This is a genomic window from Sphingobium fuliginis, from assembly GCF_015074805.1.
Classification (GTDB): domain Bacteria; phylum Pseudomonadota; class Alphaproteobacteria; order Sphingomonadales; family Sphingomonadaceae; genus Sphingobium; species Sphingobium fuliginis.
Genome location: NZ_CP060035.1, coordinates 969,740 through 994,884, shown reverse-complemented (window position 1 = coordinate 994,884; position 25,145 = coordinate 969,740). Strand labels below are relative to the sequence as shown.

The 25,145-nt window shown below is 66.8% G+C and carries 19 protein-coding genes and 2 tRNA genes; 12 read left to right on the top strand and 9 right to left on the bottom strand.

Annotated features, from left to right (window positions below; genetic code table 11):
* Nucleotides 1-52 precede the first annotated feature (52 nt).
* The 4 genes from H5V43_RS04690 to H5V43_RS04675 all read left to right on the top strand — a co-directional run bounded on the left by H5V43_RS04690 (nucleotide 53) and on the right by H5V43_RS04675 (nucleotide 5,148).
* Nucleotides 53-322, top strand: a complete 270-nt coding sequence (locus H5V43_RS04690; protein ID WP_025549034.1) for an FAD assembly factor SdhE — start codon at nucleotides 53-55, stop codon at nucleotides 320-322.
* 109 nt (nucleotides 323-431) lie between these two features.
* Nucleotides 432-3,896, top strand: coding sequence for a transcription-repair coupling factor (gene mfd / locus H5V43_RS04685; RefSeq protein ID WP_025549033.1), 3,465 nt, complete (start codon nucleotides 432-434; stop codon nucleotides 3,894-3,896).
* A gap of 108 nt (nucleotides 3,897-4,004) precedes the next feature.
* The gene (locus tag H5V43_RS04680) at nucleotides 4,005-4,415 is read left to right on the top strand and encodes a hypothetical protein (protein WP_025549031.1); all 411 of its coding nucleotides are present in this window, start codon (nucleotides 4,005-4,007) and stop codon (nucleotides 4,413-4,415) included.
* Nucleotides 4,402-5,148 (top strand): TorF family putative porin, encoded by a 747-nt coding sequence (locus H5V43_RS04675; RefSeq protein ID WP_025549030.1) that lies wholly within the window; start codon nucleotides 4,402-4,404, stop codon nucleotides 5,146-5,148. Before H5V43_RS04680 ends, H5V43_RS04675 begins: the two co-directional genes overlap by 14 nt.
* On the opposite strand, the gene H5V43_RS04670 is transcribed toward H5V43_RS04675, so the two are convergent.
* The gene (locus tag H5V43_RS04670; RefSeq protein ID WP_373886310.1) at nucleotides 5,137-7,173 is read right to left on the bottom strand and encodes a putative bifunctional diguanylate cyclase/phosphodiesterase; all 2,037 of its coding nucleotides are present in this window, start codon (nucleotides 7,171-7,173) and stop codon (nucleotides 5,137-5,139) included. The genes H5V43_RS04675 and H5V43_RS04670 overlap by 12 nt on opposite strands.
* A 94-nt stretch (nucleotides 7,174-7,267) precedes the next feature.
* Here H5V43_RS04670 and moaA point away from each other — a divergent pair, with 94 nt between their 5' ends.
* From moaA to H5V43_RS04650, 4 genes are all read left to right on the top strand, one after another.
* On the top strand, nucleotides 7,268-8,278 hold the full coding sequence (moaA, locus tag H5V43_RS04665; protein WP_025550950.1) for a GTP 3',8-cyclase MoaA: 1,011 nt from the start codon (nucleotides 7,268-7,270) through the stop codon (nucleotides 8,276-8,278).
* The gene (locus tag H5V43_RS04660; RefSeq protein WP_025550952.1) at nucleotides 8,275-9,051 is read left to right on the top strand and encodes an NAD kinase; all 777 of its coding nucleotides are present in this window, start codon (nucleotides 8,275-8,277) and stop codon (nucleotides 9,049-9,051) included. Before moaA ends, H5V43_RS04660 begins: the two co-directional genes overlap by 4 nt.
* A gap of 78 nt (nucleotides 9,052-9,129) precedes the next feature.
* Nucleotides 9,130-9,204: transfer RNA gene (locus H5V43_RS04655), tRNA-Asn, on the top strand.
* 182 nt (nucleotides 9,205-9,386) lie between these two features.
* Nucleotides 9,387-9,461, top strand: a tRNA-Asn gene (locus H5V43_RS04650).
* A gap of 100 nt (nucleotides 9,462-9,561) precedes the next feature.
* On the opposite strand, the gene H5V43_RS04645 is transcribed toward H5V43_RS04650, so the two are convergent.
* Complete coding sequence (locus tag H5V43_RS04645) at nucleotides 9,562-11,766, bottom strand: PQQ-dependent dehydrogenase, methanol/ethanol family (RefSeq protein ID WP_099185820.1); 2,205 nt, start codon at nucleotides 11,764-11,766, stop codon at nucleotides 9,562-9,564.
* Nucleotides 11,767-11,916: 150 nt separating this feature from the next.
* On the opposite strand from H5V43_RS04645, the gene H5V43_RS04640 reads away from it, so the two are divergent.
* Nucleotides 11,917-13,722: an IlvD/Edd family dehydratase gene (locus H5V43_RS04640; RefSeq protein WP_025550954.1), complete on the top strand. Its 1,806-nt coding sequence runs from the start codon at nucleotides 11,917-11,919 to the stop codon at nucleotides 13,720-13,722.
* Nucleotides 13,723-13,739: 17 nt separating this feature from the next.
* Here the strand turns inward: H5V43_RS04640 and H5V43_RS04635 are convergent, their stop codons facing one another.
* The 7 genes from H5V43_RS04635 to H5V43_RS04605 all read right to left on the bottom strand — a co-directional run bounded on the left by H5V43_RS04635 (nucleotide 13,740) and on the right by H5V43_RS04605 (nucleotide 21,915).
* Entirely contained in the window at nucleotides 13,740-14,114 is a 375-nt protein-coding gene (locus tag H5V43_RS04635) for a hypothetical protein (protein ID WP_025550956.1), read from the bottom strand.
* 89 nt (nucleotides 14,115-14,203) lie between these two features.
* A complete protein-coding gene (locus H5V43_RS04630) occupies nucleotides 14,204-15,211 on the bottom strand; it encodes an ABC transporter substrate-binding protein (RefSeq protein ID WP_025550958.1) in 1,008 nt (335 codons plus the stop codon).
* Between the two features lie 2 nt (nucleotides 15,212-15,213).
* A complete protein-coding gene (locus tag H5V43_RS04625) occupies nucleotides 15,214-16,536 on the bottom strand; it encodes an LLM class flavin-dependent oxidoreductase (RefSeq protein WP_037483682.1) in 1,323 nt (440 codons plus the stop codon).
* Nucleotides 16,537-16,621: 85 nt separating this feature from the next.
* On the bottom strand, nucleotides 16,622-19,045 hold the full coding sequence (locus tag H5V43_RS04620) for a TonB-dependent receptor (protein WP_158230021.1): 2,424 nt from the start codon (nucleotides 19,043-19,045) through the stop codon (nucleotides 16,622-16,624).
* 276 nt (nucleotides 19,046-19,321) lie between these two features.
* Nucleotides 19,322-20,629, bottom strand: coding sequence for an SPOR domain-containing protein (locus tag H5V43_RS04615; RefSeq protein ID WP_099185824.1), 1,308 nt, complete (start codon nucleotides 20,627-20,629; stop codon nucleotides 19,322-19,324).
* 14 nt (nucleotides 20,630-20,643) lie between these two features.
* Nucleotides 20,644-21,180, bottom strand: a complete 537-nt coding sequence (locus H5V43_RS04610) for a hypothetical protein (protein ID WP_025550962.1) — start codon at nucleotides 21,178-21,180, stop codon at nucleotides 20,644-20,646.
* A 15-nt stretch (nucleotides 21,181-21,195) separates the two neighbouring features.
* Complete coding sequence (locus H5V43_RS04605) at nucleotides 21,196-21,915, bottom strand: ParA family protein (protein WP_025550964.1); 720 nt, start codon at nucleotides 21,913-21,915, stop codon at nucleotides 21,196-21,198.
* A gap of 166 nt (nucleotides 21,916-22,081) precedes the next feature.
* Between H5V43_RS04605 and H5V43_RS04600 the strand changes: the two genes are divergently transcribed.
* From H5V43_RS04600 to purU, 3 genes are all read left to right on the top strand, one after another.
* Nucleotides 22,082-23,107, top strand: a complete 1,026-nt coding sequence (locus H5V43_RS04600; protein ID WP_099185825.1) for an SPOR domain-containing protein — start codon at nucleotides 22,082-22,084, stop codon at nucleotides 23,105-23,107.
* 65 nt (nucleotides 23,108-23,172) lie between these two features.
* Complete coding sequence (locus H5V43_RS04595) at nucleotides 23,173-24,201, top strand: 2-oxoadipate dioxygenase/decarboxylase family protein (RefSeq protein WP_025552273.1); 1,029 nt, start codon at nucleotides 23,173-23,175, stop codon at nucleotides 24,199-24,201.
* A gap of 88 nt (nucleotides 24,202-24,289) precedes the next feature.
* On the top strand, nucleotides 24,290-25,129 hold the full coding sequence (purU, locus tag H5V43_RS04590; protein WP_371873091.1) for a formyltetrahydrofolate deformylase: 840 nt from the start codon (nucleotides 24,290-24,292) through the stop codon (nucleotides 25,127-25,129).
* Nucleotides 25,130-25,145: the final 16 nt, after the last annotated feature.

The window sequence follows — 25,145 nt, the reverse complement described above, 5'->3', positions numbered from 1 at the left end:
ATGCGCAAACATCCGATCGGCAATTTCGCCATGCTCGCGCAAGGAACAAATTGTGAACGAAGACCCCCGCATCCGCCGCCTGCAATTCCGGGCCTGGCATCGCGGCATCAAGGAAGCGGACCTGGCGGTGGGGGGATATTTCGATCGCTACCATGCCGAATGGGGCGAAGAGGAACTGGATTGGTTCGAACGCTTTATCGAGGAACAGGATGCCGACATCATGGCCTGGGCCCTCGGCACGCTGCCGCTGCCGGAACAATGGCGCGGGCCGATGTGGGACAGGTTCGTGAAGATGGATTTCGTGGAGATCGGGAAGAAATAGACGCCCTACGCCGTCATCCCCGCAAAGGCGGGGATTCATCTCCTGACGGAGCATCCACACGCCGGGCCGGGAAACGCATCCCGCCTTCGCGGGAATGACAAAGCAAGAAATGACCGATCTCCAGAAAATCCTCAAAGCCTCCGCCCCGATGACCCTTTCCGGCGTGCCGGCCGGTTTCCAGCCCTGGCTGCTGGCGGACATCGCGCGCGCCGCCCCGTCCCGCACCCTGTTCGTCGCCCCCGACGAGCAGCTGATGCGCGCCGTGGCGGATACGGCGCATTATTTCGCGCCGGAGATCGAGATCGTCGAAATCCCGGCCTGGGACTGCCTGCCCTATGACCGGGCCAGCCCTTCGCTGCGCACCGCCGCGGCCCGGCTGGCTGGCCTCTACGCCCTGCAAGGCAAGCCGCAGGGACCGCAACTCGTCCTCACCACGCTCAACGCCCTCACCCAGCGCACGCTGACGCCGTTCCGCGTGCGGCAACTGGTGGCGAAACTCGCGCCCAAGGAACGGATCGCCATCTCGCGGCTGGCCGACATGCTGCAGGCCAATGGCTATGTGCGCACCGACACCGTGCATGACCGGGGCGAGTTCGCCATACGCGGCGGCATTGTCGACCTGTTCCCCGGCGGCGAGGAACAGCCGCTCAGGCTCGATTTCTTCGGGGACGAGATAGAGACGGTGCGTCGCTTCGATCCCGCCGACCAGCGGACGAGCGGGAGCGTCGAGGGCTTCACCCTGCTCCCCGCGTCGGAGGCCTTGCTGGACGAGGAGACGATCAAGCGCTTCCGCGGCCGCTATCGCGAAATTTTCGGCGCCACGGCCACCGGCGACCCGCTCTATCAGGCGGTGAGCGACGGGCGCCGCCTGCAGGGCATGGAACATTGGCTGCCGCTGTTCGAGGAACGGCTGGTGCCCCTGACCGACCATCTGGGCGACGACAGCCTGATCCTGCTGGACCATGGCGTCGCGGGCGCGGCGGAGGCGCGGTTCGAGGCGATCAGGGACTATCATGCGAACCGCGCGGCGGCGAAATCCTCCGATCCCGGCGCCTATCGGCCGCTGGAGCCCAGGGCCCTCTATCTGGAGGCGGAGGAATGGGCCGCTTTGGCGCGCGACTGGCCGATGCACGCCACCACCCCCTTCCATGAACCGGAAAGCGCCTCCGTCCTCGACTTCGCGGTGGATGGCCCACGCGACTTCGCGCCGGAGCGGGCGCAGAACGCCAATGTCTATGAGGCGGTGAGCAAACATATCGCCGCGCTCCAGCGGGCGAAGAAGAAGGTGGTCATCGCCAGCTATTCAGGCGGCGCGCGGGAACGGCTGTCCGGATTGCTGGCCGACCATGGGCTGAAGCGGATCGCGGCGGCGGACAGCTGGCAGGAGGCGCTGGGCATCGCGGCCGGGGGCAGCACGGTGCTGACCGTCCTGCCGCTCGACCACGGCTTCACCGCGCCCGACGTGGCGGTGCTGACCGAACAGGACATGCTGGGCGACCGGCTCGTGCGGCGGGCCAAGCGCAAGAAGAGCGCCGACGCTTTCCTGGCCGAACTGGCGACGCTCTCGCCGGGCGATCTGGTCGTGCACATGGACCATGGCATCGGCCGCTATGAAGGGCTGACCCAGATTCCCGTCGCCAAGGCGGCGCATGATTGCGTCGCGCTGGAATATGCGGGCGGCGACAAGCTCTATGTGCCGGTCGAGAATCTGGAGGTTCTCTCCCGCTACGGCTCCGAAAGCGAGGGCGTCAGCCTGGACAGGCTGGGCGGGGAGGCCTGGCAGCGGCGCAAGGCGCGGATGAAGGAACGCATCCGGGAGATTGCGGGCGAACTGCTCAAGACCGCGGCGGAACGCGCCCTGCGGCCCGCGACCGTGGCGGAACCCGACAGCGCGGGCTATCCCGCCTTCGTCGACCGCTTCCCCTATCAGGAAACCGACGATCAGGACCGGGCGATCGGCGACGTGATCGAGGATCTGGGCGCTGGCAGGCCGATGGACCGGCTGGTCTGCGGCGATGTCGGCTTCGGCAAGACGGAGGTCGCGCTGCGCGCCGCCTTCGTCGCGGCGATGGCGGGGATGCAGGTGGTGGTGATCTGCCCGACCACCCTGCTCGCCCGGCAGCATCACATGAATTTCGAGGAGCGTTTCCGGGGTTTCCCGGTGAAGATCGGCCGCCTGTCCCGGCTGGTGCCGGACAAGGAGGCGAAGGCGGTGAAGGCCGGCCTTGCCGACGGAACCGTCGACATCGTGGTGGGCACCCATGCGCTGCTGGCCAAGGGGCTGGAGTTCAAGCGGCTGGGTCTCGTCATCGTGGACGAGGAACAGCGGTTCGGCGTGACCCACAAGGAACGGCTGAAGTCGCTCAAGACCGACGTCCACGTGCTGACGCTGACGGCGACGCCCATCCCGCGCACCTTGCAGATGGCGATGTCGGGCCTGCGCGAACTGTCGGTCATCCAGACGCCGCCGGTGGATCGCCTGGCGGTGCGGACCTACATCATGCCGTGGGACGGGGTCGTGATCCGCGAGGCGCTGCTGCGCGAACATTATCGGGGCGGCCAGAGCTTCTTCGTCGTGCCGCGCATTTCCGACCTGACGGAGATCGAGGAATTTCTCCGCACCGAAGTGCCCGAAGTGCGGCCGGTGGTCGCCCATGGCCAGATGAGCGCGACGGAGGTGGAGGAACGCATGTCGGCCTTCTACGACAAGCGCTACGACGTGCTGCTCTCGACCACCATCGTCGAAAGCGGGCTCGACATTCCGTCCGCCAACACGCTCATCATCCATCGGGCGGACCGCTTCGGCCTGGCGCAGCTCTACCAGCTTCGCGGGCGGGTCGGGCGGGCGAAGACGCGCGCCTATGCCTATTTCACCACGCCCGCCAACCGGGTGATCACCGAAACGGCGGAAAAGCGGCTGAAGGTGCTGTCCGACCTGGATACGCTGGGCGCGGGGTTCCAGCTTGCCAGCCACGACCTCGACATACGCGGCGCGGGCAATCTGGTGGGCGACGAGCAGTCCGGCCATATCAAGGAGGTCGGGTTCGAACTCTACCAGTCGATGCTGGAGGACGCGATACTGGAGGCGAAGGCCGGCGGCGCGGGGCTGGAGAAGGCGCGCGAGAGCTTCTCGCCGCAGATCACCGTGGACGCGCCGATCCTCATTCCGGAGGATTATGTGCCCGACCTCGACCTGCGCATGGGCCTTTACCGCCGCCTCAACGAAGTCGAGGACCGGCAGGGGCTGGAGGCGTTCGCCGCCGAACTCATCGACCGGTTCGGCAAGCTGCCCGCGCCGACGCAGAACCTGTTCAAGATCATCGAGATCAAGCAGAATTGCGTGGCCGCCAATATCGCGAAAATCGATGTCGGACCGAAGGGCGCGCTGGTCAGCTTCTTCGAGGACCGCTTCCCCCGGCCCGAGGGGCTGGTCGCCTATATCCAGCGGCTGAACGGCGTGGCGCGGCTGCGGCCCGACAGCAAGGTGGTGGTGAACCGGGCCTGGGCCGATCCGGCGGCGCGACTCAACGGCGCGCTGCAGCTTTCCAAGGGGCTGGCGAAGGCGGCGGCCTGAACGCCAGCACCCCTTTGTCATCCCTCGGACAACAGCCAGCAACAGTCGCAACCTAAATCCCGCTCTGGCGACCGGACAGCAAAGTCCGGCGCCAAGCAGGAGAATGACATGAGTTTGACCCTTATTGCCCTGGCCGCGGCAGCGGCCACGCACAGCGTGCAGATCGACCATGGCGGAAAGCCTGTCGAGGCGACCTACAGCGCCCGCGCCGAGTTCCGCACCAGAACCATCGGCGCCCGGACCCCGAACCGAACGGACATGCAACGGTGCCAGTGGACCGCCACCATATTGGTCGACCGGGCGCTCAGCCATGGACCGGCGCTCAGCCGCACGGTTTCCAGCGACAGACAGTTTTCCGGCAGCGAGCATGGCGCCTGCACGCCCGGCCGCCAGTCGGGCGAACGCAATCTGGCCCGTTATGAAGGCGCAATCCGCGAACATCTGATCGCGGTTGCACAGGCGGACCACGCGCCGCTACTGGCCGAGCTTGATGCCGTCCGCAATCTTGCCTCCAACTGAAGACAGGGCGGCGCTGGCCTGCGCCATTCTGGCCAGCGCCTTCCTGGCTGGCGTCGGCGCCGGCCCCGCCTTCGCGCAATATGCCGACGGCGTGTCGGCCACGGTCGAGGTCGCAAGCGACGAACGGCGCCGGGGCCTGAGCTGGAGCGAGGGCGACCCGGTGCTGCGGGGTACGCTGTCCGTGCCCGTGGCTGACGGGCTGAGCCTCGACGGCGCCGCCGCCTCGCTATGGGGCAGCGCCCGGCATGGCGGAGCCGATGCCGTCGTCGACCTGGGTGCGGTCTATGCCCGGCAGATCGGCGGATGGCGGCTTTCCGCCGAAGGCCGTTATCACCTTTTCCCCGGGAGTTCCGGACAGGGCTATGGCGAAATCGGCGCTGGCGCGGCTTTCCTGATCGGGCCGGCCAGCATCGACGTCAGCGGCAGCTATGCCCCCAGGCAGTCGTCCATCGGCGGGGACAATCTCTATCTGTCCGCGTCGGCGGCGATGGGGTTGCCGGGCACGCCCCTCACCGTCTCCGCGCGGATCGGCCGGTCTGCGGGCGATGCGCGCGACCCGGCCCGCGCCGCGCGACTGCGCCCGGACGGCGCCTATTGGGACTATGGGATCGGCGTCGATTATATGAAGGGCCGCTGGTTCGCCGGCCTGCGCTATGCCGACAGCGGCATCGCAGGCCCCGAAGGCCGCCATGCGGGGGCAAGCCTGATCGGACGGGTGGGGTTAGGCCTTTAGCGCCAGCGCCACCAGATCGGCGGAGGAAACGCCCGCCGAACGCAGGAAACCCTGATAATAGTCGCAACCTTCACGGGTGAGGAGATCGAGCTGCTGCTCGGTCTCCACCCCTTCGGCAATGACGCGCAGGCCCAGCGACTTCGCCATGTGGATGACGCCCCGCACGATGATCCTGTCGCGGGCGGTCCCCGCAATGTCCTGCGCCAGCCCGCTGTCGATCTTCAGATAATCGAGCGGCAGGCTCTTGAGATAGGCAAGGCTGGAATAGCCGGTGCCGAAATCGTCCACCGCCACCGCCAGCCCTTCGGCCCGCAGCGCCGTCAGCAAGGCGGTGGCATTGTCCACATCCTCGATCAGGCCGCTCTCGGTGATCTCCACCGTCAGGCGCGACCGGGGAAAGCCGCTCATGTCCACCAGGTTCAGGAACTGCGGCATGAAGCCGGGCTGGGCGATGTCCTCCGCCGTGACGTTGATCGACAGGCGCAGGTGCGACAGAGCGCGCGGCCAGGCGGCGGCCTGCCGCAGCGCTTCGGCCTGAATATGCGCCGAAAGCGGCAGCATATAGTCGGAACGCTCCGCCGTGGCGAACAGCATCCCCGCCCCCAGAGCGCCATATTGCGGGTGGTTCCAGCGCGCCAGCGCCTCGACCCCGATCATATGCTCGCCCCCGACCGGATATTGCGGCTGGAACAATATGCCGATCTCCCCGCGATGCAAGGCGAGGCGCAGGTCGGTTTCCAACTGGTCGGCATCCACCTGTCGGCTGCGCTTTTCCGAAGAAAAGATGCGGATGCCCTCCCCTCCCCCGACCCTGGCGTCGGCCAGAGCGGTACCGGCGCGGCGGATCAGCCGGGTTGCGTCGTCGTCCGGACGCGACTGGGCAATGCCGCAACGCGCCGTCAGACGGATCAGATGGTCGCCCGCGCTGAATGGACGGCCGATGGCGCCGATCAGTTGCCGGGCCAGGAAGGTCGCCTTCTCCGCCGTCGCCGCTTCGCCCGTCAGGCCGATCAGGAATTCGGTCCCGGCGATGCGCGCGACCATCGCGCCGACCGCCATGTCGACGGTCATGCGCTCTATGCGGCGGGCGATCCGGCCCAGCAGCGCGTCGCCCACCACCTGGCCATAGGCGGCGTTCATCCGGTCGAACTGGCTGATCGACAGCAGCAGCACCGTCGTCGCCAACCCCTGCCGCCGTTCCAGCCAGTCGAGCGCCGCCTGACGCGAACGCAGCCCGGTCAGGTCGTCGCGGCCGGTCGCATCATGGCCATGCGCGTCGGACAGCCATTCCACATCCGCCGCCACCACCCCGTCGATCAGCCGCAGATGATGGACCAGCCGGTCGCCCGGACGGCCCGGCGCGGCATGGGCGAAGGCCTCCGGACGCCCGGAACGCATCATGCCGCGCAGGGCGGCGATCACCGAACGGCGCTCCGATCGCGGCAGGCGGCGGATGAAGGCGGCCGGATCGACGCTCTGCCGCTCAAGGCCAAGATGGCGCGCAAGATTGTCGCTGAGGCGGATGCGGTCCCCGTCCCTTTCCCAGTACAGCGCATCCCCGCGCCGGATGCGCTGGGCGCGCCGGCTGTGCGTCGTCCCGCCAACGAGCCGGTCGACAAGCCGCTGCGCCGAAGCCAGCGTCGCGCGCAGCTCGACCGGCGTGAAGGGCACGGCAAGGAAATGCGTCGCCCCCGCCTCCAGCAATCCGGGCACGACGGCCATGTCGAGAGCGTCGACCAGCGCGATGAGCGCACCCCCACCCGCATCCACCGCGGGCACCAGCGACGTGATCAGGCCGGCCTCGCCATCGCGCGCGCCGCGCATGTCGACCAGGGCGATCTGGGCATCGCTGTGCAGGAAGCGCTGCGCCGCATCGGTCGCGCGACGGGCGGCGATGGCGCGCCAGCCGGCCGTCCGCACCTGCTGCGACAGTCCGTCGCGGTCCCCCGGCGACAGGATGAAGAGGCTGCGCTGTCCGTCCAGTGCGGTCTCGCCGCTCACATGATGCTCCTCGGGACGGTCCATCGCCCCTTCCTAGACCCCATCGGTTAGCGTCCTGTTTACGCTGCCGCAACCGGTGACGCTTGCACGGGGCAGGTCCATCGCCTAGCTAGCATATATGGAGATGGCCGATCTTGGGCGCACGGTCCTGACCGATGCACTCGGCCGCCGGATCAGCTATTTGCGGATTTCGGTGACGGACCGGTGCGACCTGCGCTGCCGCTATTGCATGGCGGAGCGGATGACCTTCCTTCCCAGGGACCAGGTCCTGACGCTGGAGGAGATCGCGCTGCTGGCCGATCTCTTCATCGCCCGGGGCGTGCGCAGGATCAGGCTGACCGGCGGCGAACCGCTGGTGCGGCGCGACATCGTCGACCTCGTCCGGCGCATCGGCCGACATGTGGGCGCGGGCCTCGACGAACTGACGCTCACCACCAACGGCACGCGGCTCGCGCATCATGCGCAGGCGCTTGCGGATGCGGGCGTCCGGCGCATCAATGTCAGCCTGGACAGCCTTGATCCTGAACGTTTCGCCCATGTCACGCGGAACGGCGACATCCGACCCGTGTTCGAAGGGCTGGAGGCAGCGCGGGCCGCCGGCCTGTCGGTCAAGATCAACATGGTCGCGCTCAGGGGCATCAATGAGGACGAGATCCTGCCGATGCTGCACTGGTGCGATGCGCGGGGGTTCGACCTGACGCTGATCGAGACCATGCCGCTGGGCGAAACCGGGGAAGACCGGACGGATCATTATCTGCCGCTGACGCAGGTGGCCGATTCGATCCGCCGGCATCACGCGCTGACGCCGGTCCCGCATCGCACCGGCGGCCCCGCGCGCTATCATGCGGTCGAGGGGTTGAAGGCGCGGCTGGGACTGATCACGCCGCTCACCCATAATTTCTGCGCCGACTGCAACCGCATGCGCATGACCTGCGAAGGCAAGATCTTCATGTGCCTGGGCCATGAGGATCATGTCGACCTGAAGGCGGCCTTCCGCCAGGGCGGCCTGCCCGCGGTGGAGCCGCTGATCGACCGCGCCCTGCGGCTGAAGCCGGCGGCGCATGATTTCCGCATCGGCGCCGATGCCGCGCCGGCTGTGCGGCGGCATATGAGCGTGACCGGCGGATGACCGACGACGTCCGGCGCGCTCTGGTCGCGTCCCCCAGTCCGGCGGCCAAGGCGGCGGAGGAAAGGCTGCGCGCCGCCTATGATTTCGTGCCCGTGGAGCAGGCGGACATGATCATCGCACTGGGCGGCGACGGCTTCATGCTCCAGACGCTGCACTCCATGCTGGAGGGGCGGCGAATCCTGCCGGTGTTCGGCATGAACCTGGGCACGGTCGGCTTCCTGATGAACGAATGGCGGCTCGAACGGCTGGAACAGCGGATAGAAGCGGCCAAGCCGTTCAAGGTCAATCCGCTGCGCATGGTCGTCGACACCGTGGATGGAGAGCGTTTCTCCATCCCCGCCATCAACGAAGTCTCGCTGCTGCGCGAAACGCGCCAGACCGCCAAGCTGGAGGTGAAGGTCAACGACCGCACCGTCCTGCCCGAACTGGTGTGCGACGGCGTGCTGGTGGCGACGCCGGCCGGATCGACGGCCTATAATCTCTCGGCGCATGGACCGATCCTGCCGCTCGGATCGGCGCTGGTGGCGCTGACGCCGATCAGCCCCTTCCGCCCCCGGCGCTGGCGCGGTGCGATCCTGCCGGAAAATACGGCGATCCAGTTCACGGTGCTCGATCCCGTGAAGCGCCCGGTCAGCGCCGTTGCCGACCAGCGCGAAGTGCGCGACGTCGCACAGGTCGAGGTGAAGATCGACCGCGCGACCCCGCTGACCTTGCTGTTCGACCCCGAACATACGCTGGACGACCGGATCGCGGCCGAACAGTTCATCGCGTGAAAATTCCGTCATTTGGCGCTTGCCATTGCCGGAAATCCGCTGCTATATGCGCGGCCTGCCCAGCGGAAGCCGGGTCGCTCCCCGATAGCTCAGCGGTAGAGCATTCGACTGTTAATCGAATGGCCGTAGGTTCGAATCCTACTCGGGGAGCCACTTTCCATCCTGCGGCGGCACCGTAAAACCTCCCAAATTCAGGCAGATTGACGCGCCTTGGCTCATGCCCCGCGCGCATCGGGCCATTCAGGCATTTTTTTCGGACTGGCGGCGGTTCCGGCCCTTGCCATTTCGCCAAAGCCGCTGCATATGCGCGGCCTGCCCGGCGCAAGCCGGGCCGCTCCCCGATAGCTCAGCGGTAGAGCATTCGACTGTTAATCGAATGGCCGTAGGTTCGAATCCTACTCGGGGAGCCAGTCTTTCACACCGGATCGGCTTCGCGAAACCAGAGGAACATTCCGCGCCATTCGGGCGTGAAAGCATGTCCCCCGGCCGTTTCCGCCCATCATCATGCCATCAGAATGCGGTTGCCTTCACGGGCGCGTCGTTCGCCTTGCGCTTGCCGAGCGACACGCGCGCTCCTGCCCGGATATAGCTCCACAGCGCGCGCTTGTCCGCATCGGAGAGGGTTTCGAAGCGGGGCATGCCCCGTTCCATGAGCGGCCCTTCCGACAGAAGCTGCGAGAAGGCCTGGTAATCCAGCGCCACGCCCGATTCCCGAAGGTCCGGCCCGGGAACGCCGGTATTGTTGAGACCCGCGCCATGGCAGGCGTGACACATGTTCGCTCCATAGAGCCTGGCGCCGCGCTTGACCGCGGCTTCATCCAGAACCAGCTTCGGATCGTCCACCGCGCGAACCTGAAAATCCGCGGGCGCCGTCTTTGGAAGCCGCGCCTTGCCCCCCAGGGCGAAGGTCAGCAGACGCCGGGGCTGCGCATTATATTTCCAGCCGCGATCCGCATACCGGCCCAGCATCGCCACGCCGCCGCCATAGCCGACCAGCAGCGAGAGATATTGCCTGCCCCCCACTTCATAGGTGATCGGCGGCGCGATGATCCCCAGCCCCGCGTTGAAACGCCACAGTTCCTTGCCGGTGCGGGCATCATATCCGTGCAATATCCCATCGGCATCGCCCTGGAAGACGAGGTTGCCCCGCGTGGTCATCGTGCCGCCGTTCCACAGGCTGTCATACTGGACCTTCCACCGGGCCTTCTGCGCCACGGGGTCCCAGGCGATGAGTTCGCCCTTGCCGTCGCGCGGGTCGTTCGGATCGGCATGGATCGAAAAATGCGTGCCTGCGCCCGAAACGCCGAATATGGGCTCGCCGCCGTTCGCCTTCACCCTCTCCAGAAAGGCCTTGTCTTCCTCATAGACGGCGCCGAGCTGCATATAGGGTATATAAACTAGCCCCGTATCCGGATTATAGGCCATGGACTGCCAATTATGCGCGCCCTGCGGGCCCGGCCAGATGGTTATCGGCCCTTTTTCATACCGGACATTGGGCACCTCCACAGGCCGGCCGGATTTCACGTCGATCCGCTCGGCCCAGTTGACCTTGCCGATCTTTTCGGCCGAAATCAGCTTCCCGCTGTCGCGGTCGATCACATAGAAGAAGCCGTTGGTCGGCGCCTGCATCAACACGCGCCGCGGCTTCCCGTCGATGGTGAGCCGCGCCAGCGTCATCTGGGCTGCCGCCTTGTAATCCCATGCTTCCTGCGGATTGACCTGATAATGCCAGATATAGCGGCCCGTATCGGCATCCAGCGCGACGATGGAGGCGAGGAAGAGATTGTCGCCGCCGCCGGGCGTGCGCAGGCGCGGATTATAGGGGCCCGAATTGCCTGCGCCGATATAGATGCGGTTCATCTCCGCATCATAGGTGATCCCGTCCCAGACGGTGCCGCCCCCGCCCCATTTCCACCATTGCCCGGTCCAGCTTTTCGCGGCCATCGCCAGCGCCGGCTGCTCGAACGGCTTCGCCGGATCGCCCGGCACGGTGTAGAAACGCCACAATTGCCTGCCGCTGTTCGCGTCATAGGCCGTGACATAGCCTCTGGCCGCCCAGTCCCCGCCGCCATTGCCGATGATCACCTTGCCATTGAACACGCGGGGAGCGCCCGTGATGAACTGAAAGGAATCCTCCGCCACCGTCTGCCGCGACCAGATGGGGCGGCCGGTTCGGCTGTCCAGAGCCACCAGCCGGCCGTCGCGTGTGCCGACATAGACCTTGCCCTGCCAATAGGCGGCGCCTCGGTTGACCGAGAAGATATAGTGCATGGTCTGCGGGCGCAGCGCCCATTCCCGTGAGTCCCAGCGCCAGAGCCGCTTTCCGGTCCGCGCATCGACCGCATAGACCGATGCGTCCTGACCGGTGAAATAGAGCGTGCCGCCGACCGCCAGCGGCGTCGCCTCCAGCTGATGCTCCCCCTCCAGATCGAGCGACCAGGCAAGGCCCAGCGACGCGACATTGCCGTCGTTGATCTCCTCCAGCCGGCTGAAGCGCATCTCGTCCTGCGTCCCGCCATAATGCGCCCAGTCCGCTGAACTGCCGCTGACGGAAGGCTCTGCCGGACCGCGGCAGGCGGCAAGGCCGATCGTCATCGCAGCCACGAGGGAAGGGGCGAGAAGACGCCTGAACAGCCCGGCGGCAATGCCGGTCATGGCAGGCCTGCCGCCTTCCGGGCTCCGCTGGCCTCGATCGACATGATTGGGTCCGCTCATGATCTTCCCCCTCCCACCGGCCGGGTTTTCCCGCCCCGCATCCGCCGGACTCGGCGGCAGTTGTCACCGACGCGATCATATGCCACATTATCCACCATACAATATTAAATCGACTTTTTTACTGTAAGTCACTTTTTAGGGGGGCGGCAGATGAGCGGCGGCGGAAAGTCCGGGGAGGAACACAGGCTGCGGTCCCGGCAATGGTTCGACAATGCCGAGGATCCGGTGCTCGCCTCGCTGTACACGGAACGCTATCTGAACTTCGGACTGACGCCGGAAGAGCTCCAGAGCGGGCGGCCCATCATCGGCATCGCCCAGACCGGCAGCGACCTTTCGCCCTGCAACAGAAGCCATCTCGAACTCGCGCAGCGGGTGAAGGACGGCATTCGCGAATCAGGCGGCATTCCGCTGGAATTTCCGGTCCATCCCATCCAGGAGACCGGCCGCCGCCCGACCGCGGCGATCGACCGCAACCTCGCCTATGTGGGACTGGTCGAAACGCTGCACGGCTATCCGCTGGACGGCGTCGTGCTGACCACGGGCTGCGACAAGACGACCCCCGCCTGCATCATGGCGGCGGCGACCGCCAACATCCCCGCCATGGTGCTCACCAACGGGCCGATGCTCAATGGCTGGTACAGGGGCGAGCGGGCGGGCGCGGTCAGCATCGCCTGGAAATTGCGCGCCGAACATGCCGCCGGCCGGATCAGCGAGGGCGAGATGAGGAAGGCGATCATGGATGGCGCCACCTCCGCCGGCTATTGCAACACGATGGGCACCGCGTCGACGATGAATGCCCTGGCCGAAGTGCTCGGCCTCTCCCTGCCCGGCAGCGGCACCATTCCGGCCGCCTATCGGGAACGCGGCGCCGCCGCCTATCGCACCGGGCGCAGGATCGTGGAACTGGTGCGGCAGAATATCCGCCCTTCCGACATATTGACGCGCGAAGCTTTCGAAAATGCCGTGGTCGTGAACACCGCGCTCGGGGGATCGAGCAACGCGCCGGTCCACATCATAGCCATAGCCCGCCATGTCGGCGTCGATTTCGGCATCGCGGACTGGGAACGGGGCCATGACGTTCCCCTGCTCGTCAACATGCAGCCCGCCGGCGCCTATCTGGCGGAGGATTTCCACCGGGCGGGCGGCGTTCCGGCGGTCGTCGCGGAACTGATGCGGATGGGCCGCATCCATGAAGGCACGCTGACGGTCAACGGCAGCACGCTGGGCGAGAATTGCCGGAACGCCGTGGCGATCGAAAGCGATGTGATCCGCACCGCCGAAACGGCCCTGCGCCGGAATGCCGGCTTCATCGTGCTGCGCGGCAATCTCTTTGCATCGGCGATCATGAAATTGTCGGTCATCACATCCGAATTCCGGGACCGCTATCTGACCGATCCCGACGATCCGGACGCGTTCGAAGGCACGGCCGTCCTGTTCGAAGGCCCGGAGGATTTCCGGAAAAGGATCGACGATCCGGCAAGCGGGATCGACGAAAGCAGCATATTGGTGATGCGGGGCGCGGGACCGGTCGGCTATCCCGGCGCTCCGGAGGTCGTGAACATGCGCCCGCCGGCCGCCCTGGTGAAGCGGGGAATAAGCGTCCTGCCCTGCATCGGCGACGGCCGGCAATCTGGCACCTCCGCCTCCCCGTCGATCCTCAACGCCTCGCCGGAGGCGGCGAGCGGCGGCAATCTGGCTCTGGTCAGGTCCGGCGACCGGATTCGCATCGATCTGCGCCGCCGCAGGGCGGACCTGCTGGTCGAGCAGGCCGAACTGACGCGGCGGCGGGACGCGCTGGAGGCGGCAGGCGGCTTCCCCATGCCCAGGGCGCAGACGCCGTGGCAGGAAATCCAGCGGGAGCTGGTCGATCAGCTTTCCGACGGCATGGTGATCGGGCGCGCCACCCGCTACCGCAATGTCTCGGCGCTCAGCGATCTGCCACGACATCCGGTGTAGCGCATCGCCCGGCGGCGCTACTCCGGCCCTTCCTCCTCGGCAAACCAGTCCATTGCCTCCTTTTCGGTGGCGACCGGCCTGATCAGGCGGTTTTCTCCGATCCTCTTGACCTGCATCGCATGCAGCGCGCTGTGCGAAACCACCGCCGTCTTGCGGATGATCCTGAAGGCTTCGGATTCGACCAGATCGTTGATCGCCTCCACGGTGCCCTGGGGCATGATGTCCTGCTGTCCGACCGTGATGAGGAGGTTATAGTGCCCCCTCCCCTGCCTGGCGCGCAGCCCGTCAGACAATTCCGTGGTGTAGCGCTGGCCGGTTTCCGCATCCAGAAATTCGAAGAAGGAAACGGAAACCAGCTTGCGCTGATCGTCGAAACCGATCCTGTACTTCATCCTCCACCTCATGACCGATCGTGATTTCGAGGGGGGAACCTAAGCGCAAAGCGATGGCCGCACCACCAGGGATTTTTCAGGGAGGCGGATCACCCTCCGCTGCGCGGGCCTCCCGATCCGTCGACCGCATCGTCGAAGCTGGAATCCAGGCCCGCCGCGCCGTCGCGGTGCGGCGGCGGCAGCTCCGCGGCGAAGATCCGCGCCGTTTCGTGCAGGGCATCGGCCACCCGGCCGTCCACCGGGGCAGGCGTCCAGTGCCAGCGTTCGGCGCTGTAGGCGGCGATGTCGCGCGGAACGCCGGTTTCCCGCGAAGAGATTTCCGACCATTCGCGCGGATGCCCGTTCGCCCAGAGCTGCGCCCGCGCATAGCGGCGCAGGAAATCCTCCAGCAACGCATGTTTCGCCCGCACCGAAGCGTCGCTGCTCACCTGCACCAGATAGTTGGATGTGCCGTTCCAGGCATAGGTCAGCACCCGCGCATGGTGGCTGCGGACAGCGGTCGCCAGATAGGGAAGCCATATCGCAAGCGCGTCGACCTTGCCCGTGGCGAAGGCGGTCATGGCATCGTTCGGGCTCAGGAAGCTGATCGACACGTCGCTGGTCTTCAGATGGGCCTGTTCCAGCGCCTGGAGCAGCGTGATGTGCCCGACCGACCCCCTGGTCGTGGCGATCGACCTGCCGCGAAGGTCGCGCATGTCCCGCGCCGCCGATTTTTCCGGAACGATGACGGCGACCGCCTTCTGCTCCGGTCCTCCGTCCATGGCCTGGATCGCACGCAATTGCGGGTTGCCGTTATAGGCGAAGAGGAAGGAGGCCGCGCCGGCGATCCCCACATCCACCGCATTCGCTGAAATCGCCTCGATCTGCGTCTGGGCGCTCGGGAACTGCGCCCATTCTATCCGGTAGGGCACGTCCTTCAACTCTCCGGCCGCAAGCATCATGCCCCGCGTGCCGCCCCTGTGCGTGCCGACGCGCAGGACTTGACCGTCGCCGTCGGCCGGGCGATCGCACCCGCCAAGCGGAACGAGCAGGACAGCGACCGCCGCGCCGGCCAGCGTCCGCCACAGCGCCTTCATCCGGCGGATCGCCCCGCTCATTCTCATGCCGCCGCGCCCGAATAGCGGTTCTGCGGTATCGGCAGGTCCAGATTCTCGCGGAAGGTCGCGCCCTCATAGCTGGTCCGCAGCAATCCGCGCCGCTGCAGCACCGGCACGACCTGCTCGACAAAGGCCTTCAGCTGGCCCGGCAGCCCCTCCGTCAGCATGAAGCCGTCGATCGCGCCGTCGTCCAGCCAGCTCTGCATCTGGTCCGCAATCTCTTCGGGCGTGCCGTCCAGGCTGTCGATCGGCCTGCCGAAGCGCAGCGCGGTCTGCCGCAGCGTCAGCCCTTCCTCGACCGCCGCGCTGACGATGCGCGTGACCGCCCCCTGGCTGCTGTTGAGCCATTCCTCCGTCACCGCGGGAAAGGGCGCGTCCAGATCATGCCTGGAAAAATCATAGTCGTTGAACGACTGGCCGAGCGACGACAGGGCATTCTCGATCGAATTATAACGATTGCGCTCCTCCACCAGGCGGTCGAGTTCCTCCCGGGTGGAGGCGACCTGCGCGGAAATCGCCCCGAAGACATAGAGCTTGTCGGGATCGCGCCCGGCCTCCGCGGCGCGGCGGCGCAGATCGCTGCGGAAGGCGATCGACTGTTCCTTGCTGCGCGGCACGCTGAAGATCGCATCGGCATAGCTGGCGGCGAAGTTCCGGCCCTCCTCCGACGTGCCGGCCTGGAAGGTCACGGGATAGCCCTGCGGCGTCCTGTCGAGGTTGAGCGGGCCACGAACGCGGAAGAACTCCCCGGCATGATCCAGGGTGTGGAGCTTGCCGGGTTCGAGGAAGACGCCCGCCTCCTTGTCCCCCACCAGCGCGCCGGGTTCGAAACTGTCCCACAGTCCCCGCACCACGTCGACATATTCCGCGGCCAGGCGATAGCGCTCGTCATGGGCGAAATGCCTGTCCTTGCCGAAATTGGCGGCGGTCCCGGCAAGCCAGGACGTGACCACGTTCCAGCCCGCCCGGCCCCGGCTGATCTTGTCGAGCGATGCCAGTTGGCGGGCCAGGTTGAAGGGTTCGGAATAGGATACCGTGAAAGTGCCGACCAGGCCGATATGGCTGGTGACGGTCGCCAGCGCCGAAAGGATCGTCGCCGGTTCGAACCGGCTCAGATAATGGGGCATGGACCTTTCGTCGATCTGAAGGCTGTCGGCCACGAAGACGAAGTCGAACAGGCCCTTTTCGGCCAGTTGCGCCTGCTCGACATAAAGGTCGATATTGGTGCTGCCATCGATGATGGCTTCGGGATGGCGCCAGCTTTGCCATCCCCGGCCCACGCCATGGAGGACAAGGCCCAGCTTCAACCGGTTGGCAATCGTCATCTGCTGTCTCCTGTCTGGGCAAAGCCGCTTCTGGCGGGGATCGTTGGAAGGGTTCGGGCGGCCCGGCGGGCGGCGGCGGCGCGGTTCACAGCTTCATCCTGAGCGTGGCGCCGTAGAAGCGCGGATCGCCAAGCGTCCCGTTGTAGGAATAGGTCGTGACCTGATCGACCGACGCATTGACGAAATATTGTTTGTCGAAGAGGTTGCGGCCCCACAGCCGCAATTCCCAGCGATTGTCGGCGCTCCGGATTCCGGCATAGGCGCTCGCCAGCCCATAGCCCGGCACGCGGGCGAAGGGATCGGTATTGAGCGATCCGTAGAAACCGGTCCGGTGATTATAGTCGCCGCCCAGGAACAGCGTCGCCTCCGTGCCCAATATCGGCCGTGGGGCGAAGGCATATTCGGCGGCGATGGTATAGACGAATTTCGACACGCCCGCGATCTGGCGCCCGGAAATGTCGCAGATCCCGCCATTGGCCGCCGTGACCCAGAGATAGGGGCATTGGGCGTTGGTGTAGGACCGGTATTTGGCGTCGTTATAGGTGGCGGCGCCCGTCAGCGACAGGCCGTTCCATCTCGCCCGGACATCCATTTCGACGCCCTGGGTCCTGACCTTGCCGGCATTGGTGATGAAATAGCGGGCGATGGGCCCGCTGCCCGTCTGCACGATCACCCCCTGATTGGCCTGATAGCCCTTGTCGTCGGACCGGAAGGCGGCAAGGTTGAAGGTGACGGCGTTGTGGAACAGATCGGTCTTCAGGCCGATTTCGAAGGAATCCACGATCTCCGGATCGAAAGTCACCGGAGCCGGCCCGTTGGCGAGCTGCACCGGCGTCACCAGGTTGATCCCCGCCGATTTGAAGCCGCGCGAATAACCGGCATAAAGGTTGATGCCGGGGGCCAGCCGATAAAGCGCGTTGACCGTCCCGGACACGCGCCCGCCCTCGGTCGCCGCATCGTATCGCGCCGTGGGAGCGAAGCCGTTCCGGCGGGACGCGATGGCGGTCAGCTGCTCGGGGGACAGGGTGGAGAAGACCGGGTCGGTCAGCGGCACGCCGCCCACGGCCACGGATTCGAAACGGCCCGAGCGCTTCTCATAGGTGTAGCGGATGCCCCCGGTAAGGTCGAGGCGCTCATCCACATGCCATGTCGCATTGGCGAAGGCAGAATAGCTTTTGGTGTGGAAGAGCTGCAGGCCGGTCTGGCTGAAATTGTTCAGCGCTTCCGAAGGGAAGGCGGCGCCCAGCAGATATTTGGCGGCATCCCTGCCATAGGTGTTGAACGGCACCTCGCGGGTGCGCTGCCAGAAATAATAAAGCCCCGCCGTATAGTCGACCGCGCCCCCGCCGGGGGAGGCGATGCGCAGTTCCTGGCTCCATTGCCGCTGGGCGGTGGGCAGATTGGTCTGGATGTTGATCGCCGCGCCGGTGCCGTCGCTGTCGATTGAGGGATTCCAGTCCCAGAACCGCCATGCGGTGATCGAGGTGAGGCTGTGATCCCCCAGCAGCTTCTTCACCAGGGTAAGCGAAGCGCCGCCGGTCTGCATGTTGATCGTGAACGGCGTATCCACATCGATGCGCCGCGCAAAGGCGTCTATGGGCGGCGGGACATAACCGGCGTCGCGCGCCCGGTCGTAATAGCCCCTTGCGGTCGCGACGCTGCCATCCGCGCGCAGCTTCGGCAGGACGCCGCGCCGGGGCATGGCCGAATAGGAATTCTGGTCGTTATAATCGGCGTTCAGCCGGGCGGTGAAGCTCTCATCCTCATTGCGATAGGCCAGCTCCCCGCGAACGGCCTGGTTATGGTGATCCTGCCAGTCGTCCCTGTAGACGCTGTTATAGACGGTGCCGTTGCGGTCCGCCTTCATGCCCGCGACCCGGACCGCGAAGCCGCTGTCCCCCAATGGCCCCGACGCCGCCAGCTTGATCTGGCCATAGTCGTAATTGCCATAGGAAACCTCCCCCAGCAATTCGGGCTCATAGGATGCGCGCTGGCTGGTGATCTCGATCGCGCCGGCCACCGTGTTCTTGCCGAACAGCGTGCCCTGTGGACCGCGCAGGACATTGACATTGGCCACGTCGAAAGTGTCGAAGACGACCACCGACGGACGCGCATGATAGACGCCGTCCACATAGATGCCGACGCCGGGTTCGGTGCCGCTGTTGGCCGCGCCGCCCGTCGTTCCCAGCCCACGGATCTGGATCGTGATGTTGCGCGGATTGAACCCCAATATCTGAAGGCTCGGCACCTGCCTCTGCATCTGGCGGATGCTGGAATTGCCGGACGCGGCAAGGTCCCGCTCCGTCAGGGCGGTGACGGCGATCGGCACTTCCTGAAGCTTTTCGGCGCGATGGCGCGCGGTGACCGTGATCACCTCCACGCCGGTGTCTCCCGGCCCGGCCTGCGCCGGGGACGGCGCATCGGGCTCCGCGGCCCCGGCGACCCCGCCCGCGCAGAAGGCCATGGCGCTCGCGCCGGCCGCCAGGACCCGCCCGATTTTCGAACTCAACCGCATATATCCCCCAGGCGGCGCTGTCGCGCGCCGCTCCATTCGGCACGACGTCCGGTCGGCCTTCGGGGCGTTGCATTATGAATATAATCTAAGGGAGGCGATTTAGTTCTTCGAATACACCCATTCGAAATGCTGATAGGTGGAGGAGGAGGGCAGATGTCCCGCTCCCCCGCTTCTTCCCCATTTCACCGCCCCGCAGGCAGCAGCGAAAAAGGAAGCGGGCGGCTCCCATGGGGGAGCCGCCCGCAAGACGCCTGTAATGCAAGATTTTTTTCAGCGGCCGGCAAATTGGCGCCCGCGCGTCGCCAGCGCCCAGCGCTGCGGCATCGCGTCCGCCACATTCTCCCGCACGAAGCATTGACCGCGCCGCGCCTGTATGGCCCGGCACAGCGCGACCGCCTCCGCCCGCTCGTCGAAGCCGCCGACCGCCAGACGGGCCAGGGTGGCGCCGTTCACCGCGATCTGGCTGGTGACGACCGGCAAATTCGCCAGCATGCTGTTGCGGCGAGCCATGGAGAACCATTTTTCCTTGGCGATGGCCGCATTGTCATAGGCGCCGAGCTGGACCACCCAGTGGCCGCCGCCCTTCCCACTCGCGCGGAAAGCCGCCGGCTGAAGGCGCGGAGCCCGCTGCATGCGCGCAGCCGCCGCGACACGCGCCGGAGCGGCCTGGCGCGGGGCGGCGACGCGGACGGGGACCGCAATGGCCTGGATCATCGGCGCCGGCGCTTCCGCCATGGCTGGCGGCGGCGCGGGTGCGGGATCGGCGGCGGCAAGCGCGACAGGACCGGCCTCCACGGCCTGCTCGACCGGGGCGGCTTCCGCCATCCGGGCCGGCGACGCCGGCGGCGCCAGGGCAAGAGCCACAGGCTGACCGGCATCGGCGCCGTCGATCGTCACGCCCATCAGCGCAGCGACCCGCTGCTGCGAAAGGCCGGGCGCGGCGTTCTGCGCCCATTGGGTGATGCGCTGGTTGGCGGCAAGCGGATCGAGGTCGAATCCCGCCATCATCCGCGCATCCTTCCACCGGCCCGCCAGCGCATAGGCATAGGCCAGGTTCTGGCGGGTGCGCGCATTGGCCGACGGATCATGGATCATCTCGGACAGGATGCGCACGCCCTCCGGCGCGTCGCCCGCCATCGCCATCGCCAGACCATAGTCGGCCGCCGGAACGATGTCGGCATGGCTGGCGAGCAGGTCGCGCGCCGCGCGATCCTTGCCCAGTCCCACCTGCACCAGCGCAAGGGTGATGATCGTCCGGGCGTCGCGATTGCCCAGCGTCATCGCATCGGTCAGCGCCGTTTCCGCCGATGCGAAGCGACCGCCAGCGACATAGGCGCGGCCCAGCAACTGGCGATAGCCCGCATCCTGCGGCGCCGCCTGCACGGCCGCCTCCGCCAGTTCGACCGCGCGGGCCCCGTCGCGATCCGCCAGCGCCTTCTCGACGCCGGCCGCCAGACGGTCCGGCTTCTGCGGCGCGACGGCGGCGGTGGTGCGGAACGCCGCACCGGTGCATCCCACCATGGTCGTGCCGATCAGCATCGACGCGACCGCTGCTTTGGCGAAGGCCTTGCGCTTCATGGCTTTCCCAACCCTCAATTGTCGCCGCGGGCGCGCGGCAGTTGCTGGGCCAGCCGGTCGACTTCCGGCAGGCTGCCAAGATAGGCGTCCAGCGCCTCGGTCACCATCTGCTGCGCGGAGCGGCCGACGATGGCGCTGGCAAGGCGCAGCTTCAGATGGCGGTCGGCATCCAGCCGCAGGGTGAAGGCGGCCTTGCGCCCCTTCGCCACGGCGGAGGCGCGGGCCTTCTTCCCGGCCTTCCCGACCTTTGCCGGCACGGCCGTTTCGGCGATGCGCTCGGCCAGTTCCTCGCGTTCGGTGACGACGGCGGGCACCGGCGCCACGGCGGGAACCGCGGTCATGGGGGTCAGCCCGGCGACGGAGCGGGCCTCGGACGGCGCCGGTTCCGGCTGCGTCACGTCAAATCCCATGTCGTTCCAGCCCAGATCCTCCTGCAGCGCCGTGGCTCCGGCGGTCAGGCCGAAGACGGGACGGCGCATGGCGGGCGATGCGGCGCCCTTGCGCGCCAGCAGGCCGGACGTCAGCGAAGCGAGAGGTTTCGGTTCGGCCATGATGCTCCCCTTCCCTTATTGCGTGACCCGGCGGCCGAAGCCGCCGCTTGCCGGACGAACCGTGCCGGCCGTGCCGACGGCATTGTGCGGCACGGAAAAGACGGTGCGGCGGAAATTCTTCTCCAGCCGGTCGGACACATAGGTCCAGAGCTGCGTGACCTCCCCTGCGGATCGGCCATTGGGGTCGACTTCCATCACCGTGCGGCCGTCGATCATCGACGCCGCGAAATCCGTGCGGTGGTGCAGCGTGACCGGTGCGACCGTGCCGTGCTGCGACAGGGCGACCGCCGCTTCGGATGTGATGCGCGCCTTGGGCGTGGCGGCGTTGACGACGAAGATCAGCGGCTTGCCCGCGCGCTCGCACAGGTCCACCGTGGCGCCCACGGCGCGCAGGTCGTGCGGGCTGGGACGGGTCGGAACGACGATCAGCTCGGCCACGGAAATGACGCTCTGGATCGCCATGGTGATGGCGGGCGGCGTGTCGATGACGGCCACCTTGAAGCCCTGCTGGCGAAGTATCTCAAGATCGGCGGCCAGACGGGCGACCGTGGTCTGGGCGAAGGCGGGATATTCGGCCTCGCGCTCGTTCCACCAGTCGGCCAGCGATCCCTGCGGGTCGATGTCGATCAGCACGACCGGACCGGCGCCCGCCATCTGCGCCTGGACGGCCAGATGCCCCGACAGGGTCGTCTTGCCAGATCCCCCCTTTTGCGATGCCAATGCCAATATGCGCACGCAATTTCCCCCAGAAAATCCAATGGAGGGAAGCAGTGCCACAGGCCCGCCTAAGAATTGGTTAATCCGCGCGGAAGCCTGACGCCCGTTAAAAAGGCGATGTTCTTAATGCTAAGTCGCTATTAACCTTGTGACGGCATAGGATCGGGCAGGAACCCTTGGGAGCATGAGCATGAAGCGTATCTGGGGCGTGCTGGCCGCTGGAGCAATGTTGAGCCTGACGCAGGCCGCATCGGCCGATGTGAAGGCCGGGGTCGATGCCTGGCAACAGGGCGATTATGCCAGGGCGGTGGCGGTGTGGCAGCCGCTGGCGCAGTCCGGCGATCCCGATGCGCAGTTCAACATGGGACAGGCCTATAAGCTGGGCCGCGGCGTGAAGGCCGATCCCGCCCTCGCCATCGACTGGTACCGCAAGGCCGCGAAGCAGGGCCATGCCCGGGCCGAGGACAATCTGGGCCTTCTGATGTTCCAGCAGGGCGACCGCGCCGGCGCCTTTCCCTATCTGCAACGCGCCGCCGAACGGGGTGAGCCGCGTGCGCAATATATCGTCGGTACGGCCCTGTTCAATGGAGACCTGACCGCCAAGAACTGGGTGCGCGCCTATGCGCTGATGACGCGGGCGTCGCAGTCCGGACTGGCGCAGGCGACGGCCAGCCTCCGCCAGATGGACAAATATATTCCGCAGGATCAGCGCAACGACGCCATCGCCATGGCCCGCTCGATCGGCCGGCAGGAGGAAGATCCTCGCCTGCCCGCCCCCGTGGTGCGGGAGGCTCCCGCCCCGGTGCGGACGGCGCAGTTGCCGCCCTCGACCCCCAGGCCCAAGGCGCCTGAACCCGCGGCCAAACCCGCGCCCGCAAGGACAGCCGCCGCTAAACCCCTGGAGGCCGGACCCGCCGCCCCGAAGCCCGCCCTCCCCAAGCCTGCCCTCCCCAAGCCTGCCCTCCCCAAGCCAGCCGCCGGCGGCTGGCGCGTGCAGATCGGCGCCTTCAGCGCGGAGGCGCGGGCCCGGACGCTCTGGACCCAGCTCAGCGCCAAGGTCGGCGGTCTGTCCGGCTACCAGCCCTATATATCGACCAGCGGCGGCGTGACCCGACTTCAGGCCGGTCCCCTGGCGAGCGGCGCGGATGCGACCCGGCTGTGCGGCGCGATCAGGGCGGCCGGCGCGGAGTGCATGCCGAAGAAGATGTAAATCTTGCCAAAGCTTGGAATTTTATTTCAACCATGCGATAATGGGACCTCAGCACGGAGCGTCCCATGTCGATCGAAAATCAATCGGTGATCCATGCGTTGGTGGAGGGGCTTCTTGGCCCGGAAGCAGCGGGTGCAGCGCTGGCGGCGCTCGATCTGGACCGCCGCCTGACGGAACAGGGCGGTCCCCATGTCTCCCGCGCCGCCTTCACCATGGCGATGAACGTGGCGCTGTTCCACGACCTGCTGCGGCGGGTGCCGAGCGGAGCGGCCTATGTCGCGGACCGGCTGGCGCATGGGGGCAAGGTGCTGTTCGACCATGGCGCGCTGCGCACCATGAGGCTGGCCGAAGGCGCGACCGGACGCTTGCCCCCGGGGGAGGAGGCCTTCACCCGCATATTGCTGCCGCTGGGCTATGAGATGGCGGCGGTCTATCCGCTCGACCGGCTGCGGATGACGGGCCGCGCCTATCGCCATGCCGACCTGCCCGAAGCGATTCCCCAATTCTTCCTGTCGGAACTGCATGCCGACCGCTTCGACCCGGAATTCGCCGAAACGGCGGCGCGGGTGTTCGGCACATCCCGCGATCCGCTGACGGGGGAGGCGCAGGCCGTGCTCGGGAAATTCGCGGACGGCCAGCCCGTCACGCTGGCGGAGGCGGCCGCCGCCCTGCCGGTGATCGTCGCCGCCTTCGACCGGCAGCATCAGCCGCCGAGCGTCGAGGATTATGAACTGCTGCTCTCCCGATCCCATGAGGCGGGCTGGATCGCGACGGAAGGAAACGCCTTCAACCACGCCACCGACCGGGTGGCGGACGTCGCCGCGCTGGCGGAACGGCTGAAGGCGGAGGACTGGCCGATCAAGGATCGGCTGGAAATCTCCCGCACCGGGCGGGTGCGGCAAACCGCCCTGCGCGCCGACACGGTGGAACGGCTCTTCGCCGGCAACGAACTGCGCCGGGTTCCGGGCTCCTTCTACGAATTCATCAGCCGGGACATCGATCCCGCAACCGGCAGGCTGGACCTGGCCTTCGACACCGGCAATGCGACCGGCATCTTCGCGATGACCAGCACCCAGGGCGAAGGACGCGCATAACGGGTTGATCGGCGCGCGGGCTTGAGGCAACGGGTTCCCGATTTTTGCGGGGAGATGCGCGTTGACTGATCCGGTTGTCCCATCCTGGGTGCTGACCCTGGCCTGCGCCGACCGCGTCGGCATCGTCGCCGCCGTCAGCCAGTTCCTGGCGGAACGCGGCGGCTTCATCACCGACAGCCAGCAATATGCCGACCGGGAAGCAGGCCGCTTCTTCATGCGCGTCGCGTTCGAGGCGACGGACGGCCGCATGGGCGACACCGGCAGGCTGCGCGGCGAATTCGGCGATGTCGGCGCCCGCTTCGCCATGGACTGGCGGTTGACCGCCGCCGATGAAAAGCCGCGCATGCTGATCGCGGTGTCCAAGGGGTCGCACTGCCTGGCGGACCTGCTGCACCGCTGGCAGACGGGCACGCTGGCGGTCGACATCATGGGCGTGGTGTCCAACCATCCCGACATGCGCCGGATCACCGAATGGCACGGCATTCCCTATCACGAGCTTCCGCCCAATGGCGACAAGGCCGCGCAGGAGGAAGCGCTGCTCGGCCTGTTCGAACGGACACGCTCGGAATATCTGATCCTCGCCCGCTATATGCAGGTGCTCTCAGAGGAACTGGTGGAGAAACTCGCCGGCCGCTGCGTCAACATCCACCACAGCTTCCTTCCCGGATTCAAGGGCGCGCGCCCCTATCACCGCGCGCATGAGCGGGGCGTGAAGCTGATCGGCGCCACGGCGCATTTCGTGACTGCCGATCTCGACGAAGGGCCGATCATCGAACAGGCGGTGGAGCGCGTGGACCATCGCGCCACGGCGGAGGACATGATCCGCATCGGACGCGACATCGAAGCGCAGGTGCTCGCCCGCGCCGTCACATGGCTGGCCGACCGCCGGGTCCTGCAAAATGGCGGCAAAACGGTGGTTTTCCGCTAATCGGGCGCTAATCGGG

Bases quoted from the DNA above. Each gene is read 5' to 3' on its own strand.
- mfd (WP_025549033.1), top strand. From the start codon at position 432: ATGACCGATCTCCAGAAAATCCTCAAAGCCTCCGCCCCGATGACCCTT.
- H5V43_RS04680 (WP_025549031.1), top strand. From the start codon at position 4,005: ATGAGTTTGACCCTTATTGCCCTGGCCGCGGCAGCGGCCACGCACAGC.
- H5V43_RS04670 (WP_373886310.1), bottom strand. From the start codon at position 7,173: ATGGACCGTCCCGAGGAGCATCATGTGAGCGGCGAGACCGCACTGGAC.
- moaA (WP_025550950.1), top strand. From the start codon at position 7,268: ATGGAGATGGCCGATCTTGGGCGCACGGTCCTGACCGATGCACTCGGC.
- H5V43_RS04660 (WP_025550952.1), top strand. From the start codon at position 8,275: ATGACCGACGACGTCCGGCGCGCTCTGGTCGCGTCCCCCAGTCCGGCG.
- H5V43_RS04645 (WP_099185820.1), bottom strand. From the start codon at position 11,766: ATGAGCGGACCCAATCATGTCGATCGAGGCCAGCGGAGCCCGGAAGGC.
- H5V43_RS04640 (WP_025550954.1), top strand. From the start codon at position 11,917: ATGAGCGGCGGCGGAAAGTCCGGGGAGGAACACAGGCTGCGGTCCCGG.
- H5V43_RS04635 (WP_025550956.1), bottom strand. From the start codon at position 14,114: ATGAAGTACAGGATCGGTTTCGACGATCAGCGCAAGCTGGTTTCCGTT.
- H5V43_RS04630 (WP_025550958.1), bottom strand. From the start codon at position 15,211: ATGAGCGGGGCGATCCGCCGGATGAAGGCGCTGTGGCGGACGCTGGCC.
- H5V43_RS04625 (WP_037483682.1), bottom strand. From the start codon at position 16,536: ATGACGATTGCCAACCGGTTGAAGCTGGGCCTTGTCCTCCATGGCGTG.
- H5V43_RS04615 (WP_099185824.1), bottom strand. From the start codon at position 20,629: ATGAAGCGCAAGGCCTTCGCCAAAGCAGCGGTCGCGTCGATGCTGATC.
- H5V43_RS04610 (WP_025550962.1), bottom strand. From the start codon at position 21,180: ATGGCCGAACCGAAACCTCTCGCTTCGCTGACGTCCGGCCTGCTGGCG.
- H5V43_RS04600 (WP_099185825.1), top strand. From the start codon at position 22,082: ATGAGCATGAAGCGTATCTGGGGCGTGCTGGCCGCTGGAGCAATGTTG.
- H5V43_RS04595 (WP_025552273.1), top strand. From the start codon at position 23,173: ATGTCGATCGAAAATCAATCGGTGATCCATGCGTTGGTGGAGGGGCTT.